The organism is Solibacillus isronensis (genome assembly GCF_900168685.1).
GTDB classification, from domain to species: Bacteria; Bacillota; Bacilli; order Bacillales_A; family Planococcaceae; genus Solibacillus; species Solibacillus isronensis_A.
Map to the genome: position 1 here is coordinate 45,430 of NZ_FVZN01000011.1, position 18,852 is coordinate 64,281.

At 36.5% G+C, this 18,852-nt stretch carries 13 protein-coding genes and 2 pseudogenes; 8 read left to right on the top strand and 7 right to left on the bottom strand.

From position 1 onward, the window contains the following. Window positions 1-101 precede the first annotated feature (101 nt). The 3 genes from B5473_RS04265 to B5473_RS04275 all read right to left on the bottom strand — a co-directional run bounded on the left by B5473_RS04265 (window position 102) and on the right by B5473_RS04275 (window position 4,046). Window positions 102-1,292 carry an acyl-CoA dehydrogenase family protein gene (locus B5473_RS04265; RefSeq protein WP_079523830.1) on the bottom strand — a complete coding sequence of 397 codons (1,191 nt, stop codon included), beginning with the start codon at window positions 1,290-1,292 and terminating at the stop codon, window positions 102-104. A gap of 10 nt (window positions 1,293-1,302) precedes the next feature. Beyond that, window positions 1,303-2,475 carry a saccharopine dehydrogenase family protein gene (locus B5473_RS04270; protein WP_079523831.1) on the bottom strand — a complete coding sequence of 391 codons (1,173 nt, stop codon included), beginning with the start codon at window positions 2,473-2,475 and terminating at the stop codon, window positions 1,303-1,305. 89 nt (window positions 2,476-2,564) lie between these two features. Then, a complete protein-coding gene (locus B5473_RS04275) occupies window positions 2,565-4,046 on the bottom strand; it encodes an aldehyde dehydrogenase family protein (protein ID WP_079523832.1) in 1,482 nt (493 codons plus the stop codon). Between the two features lie 194 nt (window positions 4,047-4,240). On the opposite strand from B5473_RS04275, the pseudogene B5473_RS04280 reads away from it, so the two are divergent. The 5 genes and pseudogenes from B5473_RS04280 to B5473_RS04300 all read left to right on the top strand — a co-directional run. After that, window positions 4,241-4,675, top strand: a pseudogene (locus B5473_RS04280) (AIM24 family protein); the annotation flags it as partial. A 143-nt stretch (window positions 4,676-4,818) separates the two neighbouring features. Then, a complete protein-coding gene (locus tag B5473_RS04285; protein ID WP_079523833.1) occupies window positions 4,819-6,156 on the top strand; it encodes a tyrosine-type recombinase/integrase in 1,338 nt (445 codons plus the stop codon). Then, window positions 6,153-8,489, top strand: coding sequence for a site-specific integrase (locus tag B5473_RS04290; protein ID WP_079523834.1), 2,337 nt, complete (start codon window positions 6,153-6,155; stop codon window positions 8,487-8,489). Before B5473_RS04285 ends, B5473_RS04290 begins: the two co-directional genes overlap by 4 nt. Before the next feature lie 25 nt (window positions 8,490-8,514). Further along, the gene (locus tag B5473_RS04295) at window positions 8,515-10,389 is read left to right on the top strand and encodes a tyrosine-type recombinase/integrase (RefSeq protein WP_254865239.1); all 1,875 of its coding nucleotides are present in this window, start codon (window positions 8,515-8,517) and stop codon (window positions 10,387-10,389) included. Continuing rightward, window positions 10,347-10,913 (top strand): hypothetical protein, encoded by a 567-nt coding sequence (locus B5473_RS04300; protein WP_079523835.1) that lies wholly within the window; start codon window positions 10,347-10,349, stop codon window positions 10,911-10,913. The genes B5473_RS04295 and B5473_RS04300 overlap by 43 nt, the downstream gene beginning before the upstream one ends. A gap of 185 nt (window positions 10,914-11,098) precedes the next feature. Here B5473_RS04300 and B5473_RS04305 read toward each other — a convergent pair whose 3' ends face one another. Then, window positions 11,099-13,000: an ATP-binding protein gene (locus tag B5473_RS04305; RefSeq protein ID WP_079523836.1), complete on the bottom strand. Its 1,902-nt coding sequence runs from the start codon at window positions 12,998-13,000 to the stop codon at window positions 11,099-11,101. Between the two features lie 462 nt (window positions 13,001-13,462). Between B5473_RS04305 and B5473_RS04310 the strand changes: the two genes are divergently transcribed. The 3 genes and pseudogenes from B5473_RS04310 to B5473_RS04320 all read left to right on the top strand — a co-directional run. Further along, complete coding sequence (locus B5473_RS04310; protein ID WP_079523837.1) at window positions 13,463-13,831, top strand: ArsR/SmtB family transcription factor; 369 nt, start codon at window positions 13,463-13,465, stop codon at window positions 13,829-13,831. After that, entirely contained in the window at window positions 13,824-15,956 is a 2,133-nt protein-coding gene (locus B5473_RS04315) for a heavy metal translocating P-type ATPase (RefSeq protein ID WP_079523838.1), read from the top strand. Before B5473_RS04310 ends, B5473_RS04315 begins: the two co-directional genes overlap by 8 nt. A 232-nt stretch (window positions 15,957-16,188) precedes the next feature. Further along, window positions 16,189-16,551, top strand: a pseudogene (locus tag B5473_RS04320) (AIM24 family protein); the annotation flags it as partial. Window positions 16,552-16,598: 47 nt separating this feature from the next. Here B5473_RS04320 and B5473_RS04325 read toward each other — a convergent pair. The 3 genes from B5473_RS04325 to B5473_RS20385 all read right to left on the bottom strand — a co-directional run bounded on the left by B5473_RS04325 (window position 16,599) and on the right by B5473_RS20385 (window position 18,813). Further along, window positions 16,599-17,423: an undecaprenyl-diphosphate phosphatase gene (locus B5473_RS04325; protein ID WP_079523839.1), complete on the bottom strand. Its 825-nt coding sequence runs from the start codon at window positions 17,421-17,423 to the stop codon at window positions 16,599-16,601. A 24-nt stretch (window positions 17,424-17,447) separates the two neighbouring features. After that, entirely contained in the window at window positions 17,448-18,518 is a 1,071-nt protein-coding gene (locus B5473_RS04330; protein ID WP_079523940.1) for a metallophosphoesterase, read from the bottom strand. 73 nt (window positions 18,519-18,591) lie between these two features. Continuing rightward, on the bottom strand, window positions 18,592-18,813 hold the full coding sequence (locus tag B5473_RS20385; RefSeq protein ID WP_139377677.1) for a hypothetical protein: 222 nt from the start codon (window positions 18,811-18,813) through the stop codon (window positions 18,592-18,594). Window positions 18,814-18,852: the final 39 nt, after the last annotated feature.

The window sequence follows — 18,852 nt, forward strand, 5'->3', positions numbered from 1 at the left end:
CAGCTACATGTCCCAAGCCTCATCCAAAATAACCGAATTACCAGTCCCCCGCTTGCAATACAAAAAAGCGAAAGGTCACAACAACCTTTCGCCTCATCAAATTATTCAAATGGCCAGCTTGGCAGCATACAGCGTAACTTCTTATCTGCTCGTTTCCCTAGCACATAATCTGCCTGCATCATTGTATGAATTTCGCGTGTCCCTTCATAAATGACCGGTGCTTTGGAATTCCTTAAATATCGGGCTACTGGATATTCATCGGAATAACCGTATGCCCCGTGGATTTGAACCGCATCATCCGCAGCTTTATTCGCAAAGTCGCATGCCTGCCATTTGGCGAGCGATGTTTCCCTCGTGTTGCGCACGCCCTTATTTTTCAGCTCTCCTGCACGATACACAAGCAGGCGACTCATTTCATAGCCAGCCTCCATTTTTGCGAGCATTTGACCGACTAGTTGATGCTCACCAATCGGTTTGCCGAATGTTTCACGTTCTTTGCAGTACTTGACGCTCGCTTCGATACAAGCCTGAATTAAGCCGACCGCGCCTGCAGCAACCGTAAAACGCCCGTTATCCAGTGCGGACATCGCAATTTTAAACCCTTCTCCTTCTTCACCGAGCAAGTTTTCTGCCGGAATTTTGACATCCTCAAAGAACAGTTCGCCTGTATTGCCTGCACGAATACCGTATTTTCCTTTAATCGCCTTCGAGCTAAACCCAGCCCATTCACGCTCTACGATAAATGCTGAAATGCCGTGATGTGCTTTTTCCTTATCTGTATAGGCAAATACAAGGAAATGGTCTGCGATATCGCATAAGGAGATCCAAGTTTTTTGACCGTTCAAAATATAATAATCGCCATCACGTTTTGCAACTGAACTCATCGCCGCAACATCCGATCCAGCACCAGGTTCTGTCAGACCGAATGCGCCGATTTTCTCACCCTTTGCCTGAGGCAGCAAATATTTTTGCTTCTGCTGTTCTGTGCCCCATTGCATAAGCGTCATACTATTTAAGCCAGTATGAACGGAAACGGCCGTACGAAATGCCGTATCCCCGCGCTCCAACTCTTCACAGACAATTGCGAGTGAATTATAGTCCATTCCTGCTCCGCCGTATTTCTCCGGTACACAAACTCCCATTAAGCCCAGTTCGGCAAGTCGCTTCCATAAATTTGAATCAAAACCGCCGCCAGCATCCCAATCGGCAATATAAGGGATAATTTCTGCATCAACAAATTGTCTTACTGTTTTTCGTAAAAGATTCTGTTCTTCCGTAAATTCGAAGTTCATACCCTCACTCCTACCACTTTACAATCATTGATGAACGGTGTGATGTTTCTTTAATATCCACACCTCGCTTCGCCATTTCCTGAATAAACTCACGACCTGGCACAACAGTTTCCGGTGCAAATACACCACGCTCAGCAATCAGTCCCTTACCAACCATTTGGGCCACGATTGAAATTGTATTTGCCGTTGCACGTGCCATCGCCGTCACGTTTTGCTCTGTATCTTTTCTAACGACCATTTCATATTCATACGTAATTTGCTCTTCCGACTTTTCACCTGAAATAATTGCACGTAATAACACTGCATCGACATTATCGCCGATATCCAGTTTTTTCTGTAATACTTCCCTCGTTACTTCCCGGACATTTACTTCACGACCGCCTGCTTCAACTTTATTGTTTTTATCAAGGAAGCCTAAATCAGCAAGCAATCTGAATTGCTCTGCATGACCTTTATAGCGGATCGTTTTGTATTCGAGTGTTTTTACATGAGGGAATGTCTTATATAACGTTGAAATTCCGCCTGATGTATAGAAAGCCTCTAATACTCCGAACTCGTCAAAGTAAATCGGCTCCAGCCCTGTTAAAGACTCGACCTCTGTAAGAACACCTTTTTGAATCATTTTCGAAGGCTCAGTATAGTGGTCAAATACCCCATCCAGCGAGAATACACGAATATAGTGCAGTGGAGGCTGTGGCGTTGTTGGAATACCACCTACATAAAGTTTAATCGAATCTACAGAATCAAACTTTGTCGCCCCGTAACCCGTCAAAATATTGATCATTCCCGGTGCTACACCTAAATCCGGAATAATCGTCACGCCATTATCGACTGCCTGACCGTGCATTTCGAAAATAGATTCTGTAATTCCGCCAATGTGGCCTCCTAAGTCTACCGAGTGCACCCCTGCATCAATTGCAGCTTTGGCAACACGTTCATTGAACTTATAGAACAGTGCATTCACTACTACATCACCACGGCTGATGACATCGCGCAATGCTTTGTCATCTTCTGCATCAAGCTGAATTACTTCCACCTTATCTGTATTCAATGTATTAACGAATTCCTTTGTAGGATCTGTTGAAACATCGGCTAAATAAATCTTTTTCACATCTTCACTAAGGACTAAATCGCGCGCTACTTCTTTCCCCATCAACCCTGCACCTAACACTACTACTTTCATGTAAACATCCCCTTTTTTATTAAGTCAATTACGCATCAGCGTGATTGCGTCCAGAATTTTGAGATGTGATGATTCTTAAAGATGAATCATCAAGCGTTATTATCGATTTGGGCACGTTGCAACTTGCCGCTGTAGTCTACATAAATACTCTTCCATTCCGTATAAACATCAAGCGCTGCCTGACCGGAATCGCGGTGACCATTTCCTGTACCTTTCGTCCCGCCAAACGGCAAGTGAATTTCCGCGCCTGTTGTTCCGGCATTTACATAAACAATTCCTGTATCAAGCAACTGCTGTGCTTTGAAGATTGTGTTGACATCTTGCGAGAAAATCGAGCTTGATAAGCCAAACTTTACACCGTTGTTCACTTCAATTGCCTCTTCCAAACTGCTGACTTCAATAATACTAATGACAGGACCGAAAATTTCCTCTTGTGCGAGTATGCTTGATGCTTCCACATCGGTGAAAATTGTTGGGGCATAGTAATAACCTTTTGCCAATTCACCTTCAGATAAAATTTCTCCGCCAATCAGCAAATTCGCACCTTGCTGCTTACCGATCTGTACATAATGATTGATTTTTTCAAGGGCAGCCTTATTAATGACCGGCCCTACTTTAACTGAAGGATCCAACCCGTCCCCGATTGTCAGCTGCTTCGTTGCTTCCACAAGACGATTTTCCAACTCCTGTTTTACATTTTTATGCACAATTACACGGCTGCATGCTGTACAGCGCTGCCCTGCTGTACCAAATGCGCTCCATAAAATTCCTTCCAATGCTAAATCTAAGTTAGCATCATCCATTACAATGACCGCATTTTTTCCGCCCATTTCAAGCGAAACTTTTTTCAGGTGTTTTCCGCCTAGCTCGGCTACTTTGCTGCCTGTCGTTGTTGACCCTGTAAAGGAAATTACACGGATATCCGGATGCTCGACAATTGCTGTTCCGACTGTAGGACCTGAACCGAATACAACATTGACGACACCTGGCGGCAAGCCGACCTCTTCATATATTTTTGCAAGCTCGTAAGCCATAAAAGGTGTTTCGTTAGAAGGCTTCCATATAACCGTATTACCGGCAATGAGCGCAGGGAATGACTTCCATGTCGCAATTGCAATCGGGAAATTCCACGGCGTAATAAGTCCTGCTACCCCAATCGGAGCGCGCACACTCATCGCAAACTTATTCGGCAATTCCGACGGGACCGTTTCTCCAAATAAACGTCTACCTTCTGCTGCCATATAAAGTGCCATGTCGATTCCTTCTTGTACTTCTCCGCGCGCTTCTTCAATGACCTTGCCCATTTCTTTCGTTAATATTTGCGCGAGATGTTCTTTCTTTTCTTTCAGTTTAAATGCAATTTTATATAAATAATCCGCTCGTTTTGGCGCAGGGACAAGCGCCCATTCTTTTTGAGCCGCTTTCGCCTTTTGAGCAGCGAGTTCGACTTGGAATTTTGTCGAAAGTGGTATCGTTCCTAACTGTTCACCATTTGCAGGATTGATCACAGGCATCGTTTGCAATGAATCGTCTTTTATCCATTCTCCACCAATAAAATTTAACAGCTTCATTTCTCCACCTCACAAATTCTCATTTACCTTTTATTCATTCGACATTCTCTACTTTATTCCCTTTTTTTCTCAAAAAGAATAACAGAATAACATTATTCAGTGACAAATATTATTTTCACCATTTTGAAACTTTTGGAATCTACAAGCGTATCTATTAATGTAAATATTAAATTGGATTGTAAGGAGACATAAAAATGAAAAATCATGAAATCGACTACGTCTTACACGGCGATGATATGCAGTTTGTAGAGGTGGAGCTTGACCCGCAAGAGACTGTTGTGGCGGAAGCCGGAAGTTTAATGATGATGGAAGATCAAATTCAGATGGAAACTGTATTCGGTGATGGTTCAGCAAATCAGGGCTCAGGATTGATGGGGAAATTACTTGGTGCAGGGAAACGTTTAATTACAGGCGAAAGCTTATTCATGACGACGTTCACTAACAACGGTATGGGCAAACGTAAAGTATATTTCGCTTCTCCATATCCTGGTAAAATCATTCCAATGAACTTAAGCGAATTGGACGGTAAAATCATCTGTCAAAAAGATGCATTTCTAGCTGCGGCGAAAGGTGTTTCGGTTGGCGTAGAATTCCAGAAAAAATTAGGTACAGGATTCTTCGGTGGTGAAGTTATACTATGTTATGATTTAGTCCATTAATTTATCTCTTATAGCACTAGTAGTTGTGTTTTTTTAATGGTGATTAATAAGGATAAGCTACCTTGAAAATAGTCCATTATAGTGGTATATTACTTCACTGGGGAGGGATATTTGTGGATAGAATTGTTGAATATAATGGGTATTTTGGTATCAAGTACAAATACATTAGAGAAAGTTACACTCAGGAAGTAACTGTAGTCGGTAGGAAAAAGGAATATAAAGGTTTCACTTACATGCTGATTATAGGTACGAATGGCAATGCTTATTTTGAAGCTTATAAATATCTAAATGATGAATTAAGCGATGAAAGTTATAGCACAAGAGAACAGGCTCTCCGAGCTTTAAAATTTTTGTACTCATACATAGAGCTTTTTAATACAGATATTAAATATTTAGACGCTGCTGATATAAATAAAATCAGAGTTTTTTTAAAAGGTGGTACAGGAACAGGACAATACATTACATACGACTTTAAGACTGTTCGAGCAAATAGCACGGTAAACAGTTATTTTGGTGTCTATAGAAGTTTCCTTCGTTATTTAGGGATTAAGAATAATATATTCGAACAAACGGACGGAACAAAAATAATTACTGATGTAGGAAGTGCTTTTAATTCTAAAACCACTTCAATGGAGGTACAGAGTTACTCCGTTAATTTAAAGAGAGTTGAATCAAATGTTGTTCCGAAATACATAAGATACAGTGAATATCTGAAAATCATAAAATTAATCGAGGAGAAATATACACTTCGAGAAATGATAATCGTTAAGTTGATGTACGAATACGGGCTTCGAATAGGTGAAGTATTAGGCTTAACATTAGAAGACATTCATGGAGAAGATATCACAAAAGCGAAAGGCAAATATCGCTTAATATTGAGAAATCGTTTTACAGATGAACCGTGGCAAAATGCAAAAGGTTTAAAAGTGACCTCTCGTAATCAATCCAATAACGAGGAGTATTACGAAAAAGGTGACGGAATACGAATTATCCGTATTAAATCCGATATGTACGATTTAATTCAAGAGTATATTGATGAAGTTACTTCTCCTTTTTCAATGAGCGAAAAAACTTATGAAAATTATTCTGTTAGGAATTTAGCGGATAAGGTTAGTCATGTCGAAATAGAAAAAAATGCTTATGTCTTTATCAGCAAAAACTACACACCGATAACTGGCGGAGCTTGGAATTCAATTATGAAAAGTATTTTTAAAGAAGTCGGTCTTGAAGTTGACAAAGGAAAAAGAAGAGATAACTTGAATCACCGTTTCCGTCACGGATTTGCAATGTTTAAAGTTCTACATGAAGGATATGACGAACTTCGATTAGCTGATGCTTTACGTCATTCTAATACAAATTCGGTTAAAAAATATTTCAATCCTACTGAAGATGATTTGAATGATTTCGCCATTAGACAAGATGCTTTGACTAAGAGAGGTTTAAATTTATGACACCAAGAACGTACCGGATAAGCAATGATTATATTCCGCAATTCACAAAAGCCATACAAAATCTTCTAAAAGATGAACAATTCAAATCTTTGTTCCTTGACTTTTTTAAATGCAAATTGACAAAAATGCATTTCCTTGAATCTGAGCGTTATCAGATTCACAAACATTTTGAAGACTATATTATTACCCTATTCAGCGATTGCACTATCCGGCTAATTTCTTGGGAACAATATTGTCTAGGTATGAAGTGCATTCGTCAACAAAACTGGAATGAACAAGATAAGACTGAAATATCTGCGTCTAGAAAAATGGCAAGAAGGTTACTGTTAGATTTATATCTTTATGTACTCGAAAATACGGATATAAATACCGAAGGCATAGCTGAATTAAAAGAGCATAAAGCATTCTTAATTTGGCAAGAACGAAATTCTTCTAAAATGAATTATGTTCTCAGCAACCATTATTTAGACCGACTAGGAACAAATTTCCCTATCGGAAGCTCCCTATCGGAATTACATTTATTTCAAGGTGATGAAAAAACACTCCCACTCATCCTAAATTTAAATGTTCGCAACCAAGAAATGAAAAAATTGTTATTAGATTTTTATTTAAGTGAAAACAGTAAACGTCAGCACAACGGATTAAGGTTATTTGTGTATTTATTTAAATATAGTTTGTTGGCAGTAGAATCGTCACCTGAATGCATTACCGACTTTACATTTGATGTATTTAAAAAACAATATAGATTTTATCAAAAAGCAAACATACTCAATACAACAGAATCAGTGCAATTTAAATTATCTTTACAACTTATTCGATTTTATTCTTTTCTTTGTAAAAAAATCAAAGAATTAAATGTTCAACATAATATTTTTGAAGGAACGCTTTATAATGAACATTTTTTTAGCGGTAACTATTTTACACTTTTTTACGAAAATGGATTTAAAGCGATGAAATATAATCCCTTTGAAGATGTACCGAAGGAAAACAAATGGCTGATAATCGGTAATTCTGATAATTATGCAAGTGCTGTAAAAAATAACAATCGAGGCATTGATTTTACACAAGTTCAAGATAAATCCCTTCGAGCTGATTTTAAAAATTACTTATGGAAGCAGTCTACTATGTCGGTAAATTCAGCAGTATCTGGTGTATACATGGTCATCGAGTTTTTAAATTTCATTTCTAACTATAAAAAGGTGAACGGACTACAAGACGGTAATTACGTAAATGCAAATTTATTAGATGAATGGAATTTTCATCTAAGTTGGAAAGAACCAGCCACAAGAAATAACTATATTAAGCGAACTAAAGCCTATTTAAAGTTTTACAAAGAGGAATATCGTATCCCTCAAATATTAATCGACACGCTCTCTCAAACACCAAAAGATGATGATGGCGGAATTCCCATGTCTAAGAAGGATTTCGAATTATTCACCCAAAAATTCCAAGAGGAAAGTCGGAAAAATTTGATAGGTAAACTAAGTTATATAATCTATAACTTAGCTGCAACGACTAAATTGCGTCCCGGAGAAATAGTAACCCTAGAAAGGGACTGTATTATAGAGAAATATGACCAAACTGGTGTTATTCAGTATTATTCAAAAACAAGTGGTAGAGAAAAGGTTAAAGCGACTCTAGCCATCGAGAAAATCAATCTTATCGAAAAAGCTATACTTCTTACAGAAGATGCACACCGCAAAGCTTATGATGACATGGATAAATATATATTTGTTAAAAGAGACGGTTCGAGAAAAGATAGAATTGTAAAAATAACTTTTCAGTTTACGAATCTCTTTGCTAAATTTCAAAAGGAATTAGAAGGACAACTCGATAACGTATATCGCCCTTATTCGCTTCGAACGACCTTTATAGACAATTTGTATACCGAAGGTATACAAGATGGTCTCCCAAGCTCTGTAATCGCTGAAATGGCTGGAAACGGCGTTAAAACGGCTATAAAATATTATCGCAAAATAACTACTGCACAAGATTATGCTGAGATGTTTGCGGGAGTGACTATTTCAGGGGTTGATGTTTACGGAAATATCACGGATGAAAAAGATGTTGAAAGTCTTAATCCGGTAGAAAAAGAACTTGGTGGATGTAAATCGGATGGATGTGTTTTCGACGATGAAGAATACAAATGTCTTATGTGTCCTTATTTCGCTACTACCCCCTCTAAAATACCGTTATTTAAAACGCAAATAGCAAGGCTTAAAATCATCAAAGAAAACACGCTAAACGCCACAGAACGCAATATAATCGATGCTGAACTTAAACTATATACAGCTTATTATGCGAAGCTACTTGAACAAATTGGAGATGACTAATCCTTTGCAAAATTTAAACTCAGTAATGAATTTACCTACGTATGAAAACATACAAACTGTACTTATCGATATAAAGCCGAAAGCTTTTATCAACTTTTCTATAACGCCAAATTTAACCTTTGCGGAAGATGTTTGGAGCTTTAAAGAATTCCGACGATTTTCAAGCGAAGAATGGGCATATACTTACGATTATAGTGAACTCGATATAACATATAAGAATTATGCCAAATATACAATTTTAAGAGAATTATTTAGTCGGCGTAATCGTTTCACTACTGTGAAAGCTAAATTCTATGTCATAAGAAGTTTCATCGATTACTTATCTGAACATCAAATGTTTTTCCCTAATCTTATAGATGTTCCTCTCCTTGAAGATTTTTTATCTACTACTAAGATAACGGAACGTGCTTTAACAGATAAAAAACAAGCACTTAAATTATTTTTATCGGAGATAGAACTTCGAGTCCCTAATTTAGATTTTTCGGAATGTTACAGCTACCTCAATAACATTAATACTAGGAAAGTGAAAAGAGAACGAGAAGCCGGCAAACATAAATTTATTCCGATAGAACTTCATAACCAAATAATATCTTTAGCAATTAAGGATATACGAAATGAAAACTTGCCCATTGAACGAAGAGCTTCAGCGTGTATGGTTGTGTTAATGGCAGAAACCGGAATGCGTGTCGGTGAATTTAGAATGTTAGAAGTAAATAAGCTAGATACAGTAAGCATTAAGGGCGAAACAGAGGTATTTCATTTTCTTAATTTTAAAACTTACAAGACTGTCAAAGAAAGCGATTTTAAAATGACTAGAAGTTTTATTACAGAAAATGCCCTCTTCGCCTATCAGACGCTTACCGAGATACACAGTGATAAAAGGACAACAAATTACTTATTTGTCAAACACAATGGTACAGAAGTATCAAAAACTATGTTGCGTTATCGCCTCGTAGAATTCTTTTATAACCATCAAGATGAATTACGATTAGAAGAAATTATCGACCATGAAGTAAAGCAATTTGCTGTAACAAGTAAGAACAAATTTCAATCATTAGCTTTTGTTCCTAACGATGAAATGGATAAAAAAATATACTATGTTACTTTCCATCAATATCGAGTGGTACTTGCTACGATTTTGTACGAAAAAGGTTATCATTTAGATTTCATTCGCCAACATATGAACCATTTAACTGAGGAAATGACACAACATTATATTCGACTTAATGAGATTGAGAAAAAAGAAACAAATGCGATTGACACTTTGATGAGAAGGACTTCACAGGACGGTTCAACACTTATTACGGATATAAACGAAACTAGTGACAAACACATCAGAGAGGAGCTTCAAAACGAGCAATATCAGGAAATGTATGAACAGATTAATAAATTCCTGAAAAAAAAGAAGATGAACATTTTCAAGGATATTAAAGAATTAGTAAAAATACTTTCAAGAAATGATACGCCGATGGCGGATATGGAATTAGGTATTTGTGCAAAATCCTTTAATAAACTATGCGAACGAAATGAATTTCTATCTACTATTAATGATGCCTACTACCTTGGTAATCAAATTCATTCTTTAGAGGATTTGCCTTATTCTTTAAAACGGTTTGAAGAAAAGGCAAAAATCATTTCATATAATGAAAGTTTGTACAAGAAGAATCCGAAATATCGTAATGAATTTGAAAGAGAAATAAAAGGTATAAAAATCTATATCAAAAGAAAATTGAATCCAGAATTACTTTTGCTTAGGAAGGAAATCAGTGAAATAGGTCTTCTAAGTGTCCGCAGCAAGTACCCGAAATTATCGGAAATTATCGGGAATATTAATGACATTGAAAAGGAGGTGCAAGAATGGAGCGAGAAAACATTATTACCGCAACAGCGGGACGTTTGAAACAGTTTGGTTTAGGCGAATTAAGTTATTACAAAGAAAACACTCAAGAACAGTTCTTTACAATCGAACAATACTTTCTTGAAAAAGAAGAACGCCTTAAAGAAATACTCGAAGAGATTAAATCTACAAACTTTAATATTCGTGGAATATGTAAGGATACGAATATCTCAAAAAGTACCGTTTACAACAATCCAAACACAATCCGTTTATACATAGAAAAGAGGATTAAGGATATTGAAACACAAGACCTGTTATTTAAAAACAAACAAGAAAAGTCACAAGAACGAATAACAGAAATCGAAGATTTTCTTGATAAGGCAATTATAGACCAAATCGAATATAACAATTTGAAGGTACATAACGGACACTTACAAGTTGAACTTAATCGCTTTTCTGAAAAGTGCGAACTGTTAGGTGCGGAACGCCTTGAACTCGTAAAGAGACTAAACGCAGCAGAAATAGAACTTAGACAACTACGAAATAAAAAAGGCAATGTCGTTACGTTGAATGAAGAAAAAGTGTAACGATTGCCTTCTAAAAGGGATTCCGTCAGAATTATGCGGATTTACAACGTTAAGGTGAAAAAATGCCCCCAAACATCGCTTTGTGGGCATTTTCGTTATTCCACAATCTGGTCATATTGAATATTAATTGATTACATATCAGAGGATTAAGATTTTTGACACATAGCTTTATTAATATATAAAATTCAACTATTAAACTCTAATTGTCTTATATCTTTCAGCTTTCCCGTATAATACAAACTGGCAATTGATTTAAACCAAGATTCTATCTCGTTATAAGTTCCCATATCATGTAAGTCTTTAGCAGTTATTCTCTTAGTTAGTTCTCCGTTTAACCTTAATTTAATAATTTGCTCTCTTTTATTTACATCACGAATATCTGTCATACAAATATTAATTAACCTCTTAGGTACATCTATCTGCATCCAACTTTCTTTTAACTCTTCTAAATTTAAATTAAATAAATCCGCAACCAACTTAGGCGGTATATAATTCTCCATCTCTAAAAAATTTGTGTTTACCCCAAACCTTCTCAAATCATTTAATTCACGCATTTCATCTATTTTCTTAACGTATTTCGGTTCGTCTGAATCGTAAATATGAAATTCTAGTACGTTCGAATTTTTCAAATAGTCATTGTTAATCCAATTTATTAACTTCCCTCCAGAAAGAGGCATTATGGATATTTCTTCTTTTTTCAAATCAATTATCGCTTTAAATTCAGGTATACACTGATTTAAATTCATAATAAAATTAACATCGTTTTCTCCTTCTACACAAATTGCTACTTTAGATTGAATAGTTGGTAATATCCCTAAAGAGCGAGCGATTTTATGTATTTTGCGTTCATTATCCTTTTCAATCTGCGGGAAATCTGTTTCTTTATGAATAAATATTATACTGTCGAGGTCAACCATCTTTGCTATTTCTGGTGTATGAGTTGTTAAGATAACTTGATGCTGTACATCATTTGCAATTGAAGATAGCGACTCTAATATCATTTTTTGGAAATCTGGATGTTGTGCAGTTTCTGGTTCCTCTATTGCATAGATAATCTCTTTTTTATTATTCTCTTTTGAAATTCTTTCTGCCTCTGCCCTGAAGTAACTTAATAATATTAGCCTACGTACTCCACTACCTCTTTTATTTAGAGGTATATCATCATCACTTATTAAATCAAATGAAAATACTGAGTCCCACGGTTTTAAATTTAAATTAGTTTTTAATTTAGATGCTATACCACTATCAAATTCTTTTAGTTTTTCTATAGTTTGTTCCCCTACTGTAGAAACTATTTTATTTACCTCTTCTTTAATTCTATCTAGTTCTTCCTGTAAATCAGCTAAAACCTTTTTTGTAGCGATTTTTAAAGGGTTCTGCACCTCACCGTCGGAATCCGAATTACTTCTGTCCGACTGAAACAAAAAGAATAATGGTAGATTTTCTTTTAACTTTCTCCAGATATCTTTTTCACCTGTTGCATCTTCAACTTTTTTGATTTCAATATTAATTTCTTCAAATATAGTTTCATCCGTAACAAGTACATTGAAAAGAGCCTTTCTCATAATTGAATTGGTATTTTTATTAACATCTTCATAATTCAATAATCTATCTTTATAACTACTCAACTTTTTTTGTAACTCTGGTTTCTTTAATAATATAAATGGTTCTTCAGAAATTTTCGGATAATTTGCTTTTAAACTTACAGACAAGCTTTTTGCCGTAAGTGATGTATTACTACAATTCCATTTTTTTATGATTTCCAAATTACCATCTTTATTTAATAAAAACTCATCAGCAAAAGTTGTTGAATGAGTCGTATCTAAATAGATTGGTCTTTCTTTCTCGATTTCAAAAATGCAAGATATTTCAAAGTATTTTTCTGGAGAATAAATATTACAATCAATAATTTCAGGTTTTACCAGCGGGGACTTTGATTCACCATTAAAGAAAATCTCCAATGCATCCATTAATGTGGATTTCCCTACATCATTGCGTCCAATTATTAAGTTTAATTCATTTGTAAAATCAATATCAATATCTTTATATCCTCGAAAATTTTTTAATTTTAATGTTTTTAGTTTCATACACTATCCCTCCTTAATTAAGGGTAGTATATTTTCGAAATATTACCATAATAAATATTTGATTATATTTGTATATACAGGAAATTAAAACCACTATAAATAAAAGTGCCATGTCTCAATTTATCATCTAACACATGGCACTGCCTAATCTAATTACCTCTTCGGGTCACGTGCCTCAATACCTTCTGTATATAGATAGTTCTGAACGAGTCAACGTACCTTTTCACCACACTCGGATATATCCATTCCACAAGGCAAAACGGGACTTGCAAGTTGTCGAATAGAAAATAAAGTTCTCAAATGTCGGATTGGGAATCTTATATCCAAAATAATATACGTTATTGGGAATTGAAAGCGTCCAATTCTTTTTGTATTGTTTCATTCAAACATCCACTTGAATAACAAAATAAAAAGGAGTATATTTTAATCAAATGAATATTTGAATGAAAAGGAGTGATTAGTTTGAGTAAAAAAGATACTTGTGAAATTTATTGTTATGACGAAGAAAAAGTCAATCGAATACAAGGGAAATTAGAAAAAGAAGATTTATCTAGTGTTGCCCAATTATTTAAAGCACTTGCAGATGAAAATAGGGCAAAAATTTCCTATGCTTTATGCCAAGATGATGAGTTGTGCGTGTGTGATGTAGCAAATATCATTGGGTCTTCTGTTGCGACAGCATCTCATCATTTACGAACTTTGCATAAGCAAGGGGTTGTGAAGTATCGGAAAGAAGGAAAACTGGCGTTTTATTCGCTTGATGATGTTCATATTAAGCAATTGATTGTTATTGCGTTAGCACATAAGAAAGAGGTGAAAGTAAATGCCTAATCAACAAAAAGAAATATCAGAACAAGAAATGAAAACCTATCGTGTTCAAGGATTTACTTGTACGAACTGTGCCACCATTTTTGAAAATAATGTAAAAGAATTACCGGGAGTTGAAGATGCAAAAGTGAATTTCGGTGCTTCAAAAGTGATGGTTCAAGGAAGTGCTACGATTGAAGAATTAGAAAAAGCAGGAGCATTTGAAAATTTAAAGATTCGGGATGAAAAAGAACAAAGGGTTGAACGTGAACCATTTTGGAAACAAAAAGAAAACATTAAGGTCTATATCTCGGCATTATTGCTTGTAATTAGCTGGTTCTTAGGTGAACAATACGGGGAAGAACATATTCTTCCAACGATTGGTTTTGCAGCATCCATTTTAATTGGTGGATATTCACTATTCATTAAAGGGCTTAAAAATCTAAGCAGATTAAAGTTTGATATGAATACGCTCATGACGATTGCCATTTTAGGAGCTGCGGTTATTGGTGAATGGGGCGAAGGGGCAATGGTTGTCATTCTGTTCGCTATCAGTGAAGCATTAGAGCGTTATTCCATGGATAAAGCCCGTCAATCCATTGAATCATTAATGGATATTGCTCCAAAAGAAGCGTTAATTCGTCGTGGAACTGAAGAAATGATGGTTCATGTTGAAGATATTCAGGTTGGAGACATCATGATTGTAAAACCCGGTCAAAAATTGGCGATGGATGGAACAGTTATTAAGGGAACTTCAACGTTAAATCAGGCTGCAATTACTGGAGAAAGTGTTCCAGTAACTAAAACAAAAAATGATGAGGTCTTTGCCGGAACCTTAAACGAAGAAGGATTGCTTGAAGTAAAAGTAACAAAACGAGTTGAAGATACGACGCTTTCGAAAATTATTCATCTTGTAGAAGAAGCACAAGCAGAACGAGCACCTTCTCAAGCTTTTGTAGATAAATTTGCGAAATACTATACACCTGCAATTGTCATTTTGGCAGCTTTAATTGCCGTTCTTCCCCCACTGTTTGGTGGAGATTGGAGTGAATGGATTTATCAAGGTTTAGCAATATTAGTGGTTGGTTGTCCATGTGCTTTAGTTGTTTCAACTCCAGTGGCTGTTGTTACTGCAATAGGTAATGCCGCAAGAAACGGTGTTTTAATTAAAGGTGGCGTTTATTTAGAAGAAACAGGACATTTAAAAGCGATTGCTTTTGATAAAACAGGAACTCTTACGAAAGGTGTTCCTGCTGTAACCGATATCGTGACATATGGTAGAAGCGAAAGTGAATTATTGACAATTACAGCAGCCATCGAAAATGGTTCCCAACATCCATTAGCTTCAGCGATTATGGGAAAAGCTGAAGAAAACAGGTTAAACTTTAAAGGTATCGTGGTTGAAGAATTCCAATCTATTACAGGAAAAGGCGTTAAAGCCAAAGTAAATAATGAAATATACTATGTAGGAAGTCCGAATTTGTTTGAAGAAACCCTTCGAAATGGTATTGAAACATCCATTATAGAAAGTATTGCTCGTATGCAAACTCAAGGAAAAACTGTAATGGTTTTGGGAACGGAAAAAGAAATTCTTTCGTTGATTGCCGTTGCAGATGAAATGAGAGAATCCTCAAAAGAAGTCATCAGTCAACTGAATTATATGGGAATCGAAACAGTAATGCTTACTGGTGATAATCAACGAACAGCAGAAGCCATTGGAAAACAGGTTGGTGTATCAGATATTAAAGCCGATTTATTGCCAGAGGATAAATTAAACTTCATTAAAAAACTTCGTGAAAAACATCAGAGTGTGGCAATGGTTGGAGATGGTGTCAACGATGCCCCAGCACTTGCAGCATCTACAGTTGGTGTTGCAATGGGTGGTGCTGGAACGGATACAGCGTTAGAAACTGCTGATATTGCATTAATGTCTGATGACCTAAGCAAATTACCATATACCATTAAATTAAGCCGTAAAGCTTTAGTCATAATCAAGCAAAACATCACCTTCTCCTTAGCGATTAAATTAGTAGCATTACTGTTAGTTATGCCCGGTTGGTTAACGTTATGGATAGCAATATTTGCTGATATGGGAGCAACACTGCTTGTAACGTTAAACAGTTTAAGGTTATTGAGAGTTAAAGAATAAAATTTTTCTGACACTAGCCCTATAAGAACAGCCTTTAAATTTAACCGAGCCAATTAAAAGTGTCCAACTTAAATAAGCTAAATCGAAAGTTTTCGCTATAAAAAAAGCAAAACCTTACGGCTTTTCTAAAGGTTTTTCAAACAACATTAGTGTCCAATAACCAAAATCTTATAAAACCGTTATATCACAAGGTTTATAGCTATTGGACACTTTTCAAGGTAGTATAAGGGCTGGATTCATTATGCAAAAGCTTGAAGGAGACGGTATGGCTTTTGTACATGCAGGCGGAACAATTTACGAACGCAAACTGCAGCCGGGCGAAACATTGCGCATTGATACAGGCTGTTTAGTCGCGATGACACAAGATGTAAATTACAATATCGAAATGGTAAGCGGCATTAAAACAGCTTTATTCGGTGGGGAAGGTTTATTCTTTGCTACGCTTTCCGGTCCTGGTACAGTTTGGGTACAATCATTGCCATTCAGCCGTTTGGCAAGCCGTGTGTTTGCTGCAGCACCAGTTTCTCAAGGTGGTGGCGGTAAAGACGCAGGTGAAGGCGGTATCGGCGGATTATTCGATCTGTTCAATAAATAAGCACAAAAAAGGAGCGATCCCGAATTCAGGACAGCTCCTTTTCCTTTTTATACAGATAATACGATAATTAAGATTAGTGCCAGCACGATTCGGTAAATCGCAAATGGCGTTAATTTTACTTTTGAAATCAGTTTCAGGAAGAATTTAATTGAAATAAGTGCAAATACAAATGCGCTCACAAAGCCGACTACATAAAACCAAAAGTGATCGGCATTAATTTGATCCCAGTTCTTAACAAGCGACAAACCGCTTGCTCCTGCCATAATCGGCACGGCCATAATGAACGTAAAGTCTGCTGCTGTTTTATGATCTAACCCAAGAAGTACCCCGCCTGAAATCGTTGAGCCTGAGCGTGAAAACCCTGGCCAAAGCGATAGACATTGGATAAGTCCTATTTTCAATGCTTTACTGTACGAAATATCATCCAATGACGTAATTGCGGGTTTTTTCGGTCCAAACTTATCAGCAATAATCATAAAGATCGCTCCGATAATTAGTCCAATAATTACTGTTTTAATACTGAATAAATTTTCATCGATAAAATCTTCAAACAGCACTCCAAAAATACCAGCAGGAATAATACCGACAATTACATGTCCTAAATTAAAACGCGTCTTTTTCTGACCTTCTATTTTATATAATCCAACTAAACTTAGTAATCGTTTCCACATAACGAAAACGACCGCTAATATCGATCCGAGCTGAATTACGATTTTAAATGTATTTGCCGAGCCGGATCCTAAAAATTCCTTCGTTTGCAGCCACATATCATCAACAATAATCATATGTCCTGTTGAGGAAACAGGCGCAAATTCGGTCATCCCTTCGACAAATCCTAAAATTAAAGCTTTTAAAAGCTCAATCCATTCCATTATTCCGTTCCCCTTTTTGCAATCTTATTCGCTAAATTTTACATCTATAACCCATAATTCAGAGCGACTGCCAATACGTGTTGGAGGCCCCCAAAAACCAAAGCCGCTCGAAACAAGCGCATGTAACTGCTCTTTTTCAAGAAGACCGTAATCCAACTCAAAAACTCTTTCTGTTATGAGATGGTTTGGCCACATTTGACCGCGATGCGTATGCCCGGAAACATGAAAATCCACACCTAAACGGGCTGGCTCATCCAAATCCAGCGGTGTATGGTTCATGACAAACCAAGGTAAGTTTTCATTTTCAGGCTGCATCTCTTTTAAAGCTAAGCGGTTTTCATTTGTCGCATCTTCCCGCCCTGTTAAATAAAAACGATTCGCAACTAAAATTGTTTCATCCATTAAAATTTTAACATTCGCCTCAGCCATTTCCTTTTTAAATTCAGGAATCTCATTGCCGTAATATTCATGGTTGCCCAGTACTCCGTATACACCATATGTCGCCTTTAAATTTTTCATCACTTCGCCCATATCTTTTTCGACAAAGCGCTTTGGACTATCATCGACAATATCACCCGGAAGAAGGACTAAATCGGGATTTTGTTCATTTGAAAGTGCAACAAACTTATCCAAATGCCCTTTCCCTGACAACAAACCGAGGTGGAAATCCGATGCCATAACAATACGCATATCGTCCCCAGGCTTATCAATGTTAATTGTAGCATTTCGAACTACCGGAGAATATGCAAAATATGTACCTGCAATTAATAAAACGATCAGTAAACCGACAACCCCTGTACCGACCAGTTTCGTTGTAAGCGGTGTAAACTTAATAATTAAGTTTGCAATGATACAAAGAATGAGCCCGTACTGCAAAAAGAACATCCAATAACTGCCGAGCACCGAGAATGGCGTTAATAGTGGATGGAGCTTTCCTATAAAATAACCGTATGATACGAGAAACAGCACTGTCCAATAAACAATCGGCCAACGAAATTGCTGAATCGACAACAGCCATGCCCTAAAATTCCAGCCAAGATAAAATGTAAGGCCGCTATATATCGCTAATGCTACTATGCCTAAAAGTATACGCATCATCATGTTGCTCCTAACTTTATTTGTCATCTCCAATGTTGCTATTTTACTATATTTTGAGTAATGGCGTTAGTCAATAAGCTTTTAAAATGTGCGGAGAGTTGTGGCGGTGGCGGTTTTCTAATAAAACTGATTTTCTTCTAATATGACGTTCACTCGTTCTAATATAACCGGTATTTTCTAATATCCTCACCCGTTTTTCTATTATGGGACTGAACTTTTCAAATAACCGGTCCGAATCTTCAAATAACCCACCTACTTCTTCTAATAAAAACTTTTTTCTTCTAATAGTCACCGCCCTTCCAAACAAAAAACTACAGCAAGGCACACTCCC

Excerpts from the sequence above, each read along its gene's own strand:
- B5473_RS04265 (WP_079523830.1), bottom strand. The coding sequence starts at position 1,292 with ATGAACTTCGAATTTACGGAAGAACAGAATCTTTTACGAAAAACAGTA.
- B5473_RS04270 (WP_079523831.1), bottom strand. The coding sequence starts at position 2,475 with ATGAAAGTAGTAGTGTTAGGTGCAGGGTTGATGGGGAAAGAAGTAGCG.
- B5473_RS04275 (WP_079523832.1), bottom strand. The coding sequence starts at position 4,046 with ATGAAGCTGTTAAATTTTATTGGTGGAGAATGGATAAAAGACGATTCA.
- B5473_RS04290 (WP_079523834.1), top strand. The coding sequence starts at position 6,153 with ATGACACCAAGAACGTACCGGATAAGCAATGATTATATTCCGCAATTC.
- B5473_RS04295 (WP_254865239.1), top strand. The coding sequence starts at position 8,515 with ATGAATTTACCTACGTATGAAAACATACAAACTGTACTTATCGATATA.
- B5473_RS04300 (WP_079523835.1), top strand. The coding sequence starts at position 10,347 with ATGGAGCGAGAAAACATTATTACCGCAACAGCGGGACGTTTGAAACAG.
- B5473_RS04305 (WP_079523836.1), bottom strand. The coding sequence starts at position 13,000 with ATGAAACTAAAAACATTAAAATTAAAAAATTTTCGAGGATATAAAGAT.
- B5473_RS04315 (WP_079523838.1), top strand. The coding sequence starts at position 13,824 with ATGCCTAATCAACAAAAAGAAATATCAGAACAAGAAATGAAAACCTAT.
- B5473_RS04325 (WP_079523839.1), bottom strand. The coding sequence starts at position 17,423 with ATGGAATGGATTGAGCTTTTAAAAGCTTTAATTTTAGGATTTGTCGAA.
- B5473_RS04330 (WP_079523940.1), bottom strand. The coding sequence starts at position 18,518 with ATGCGTATACTTTTAGGCATAGTAGCATTAGCGATATATAGCGGCCTT.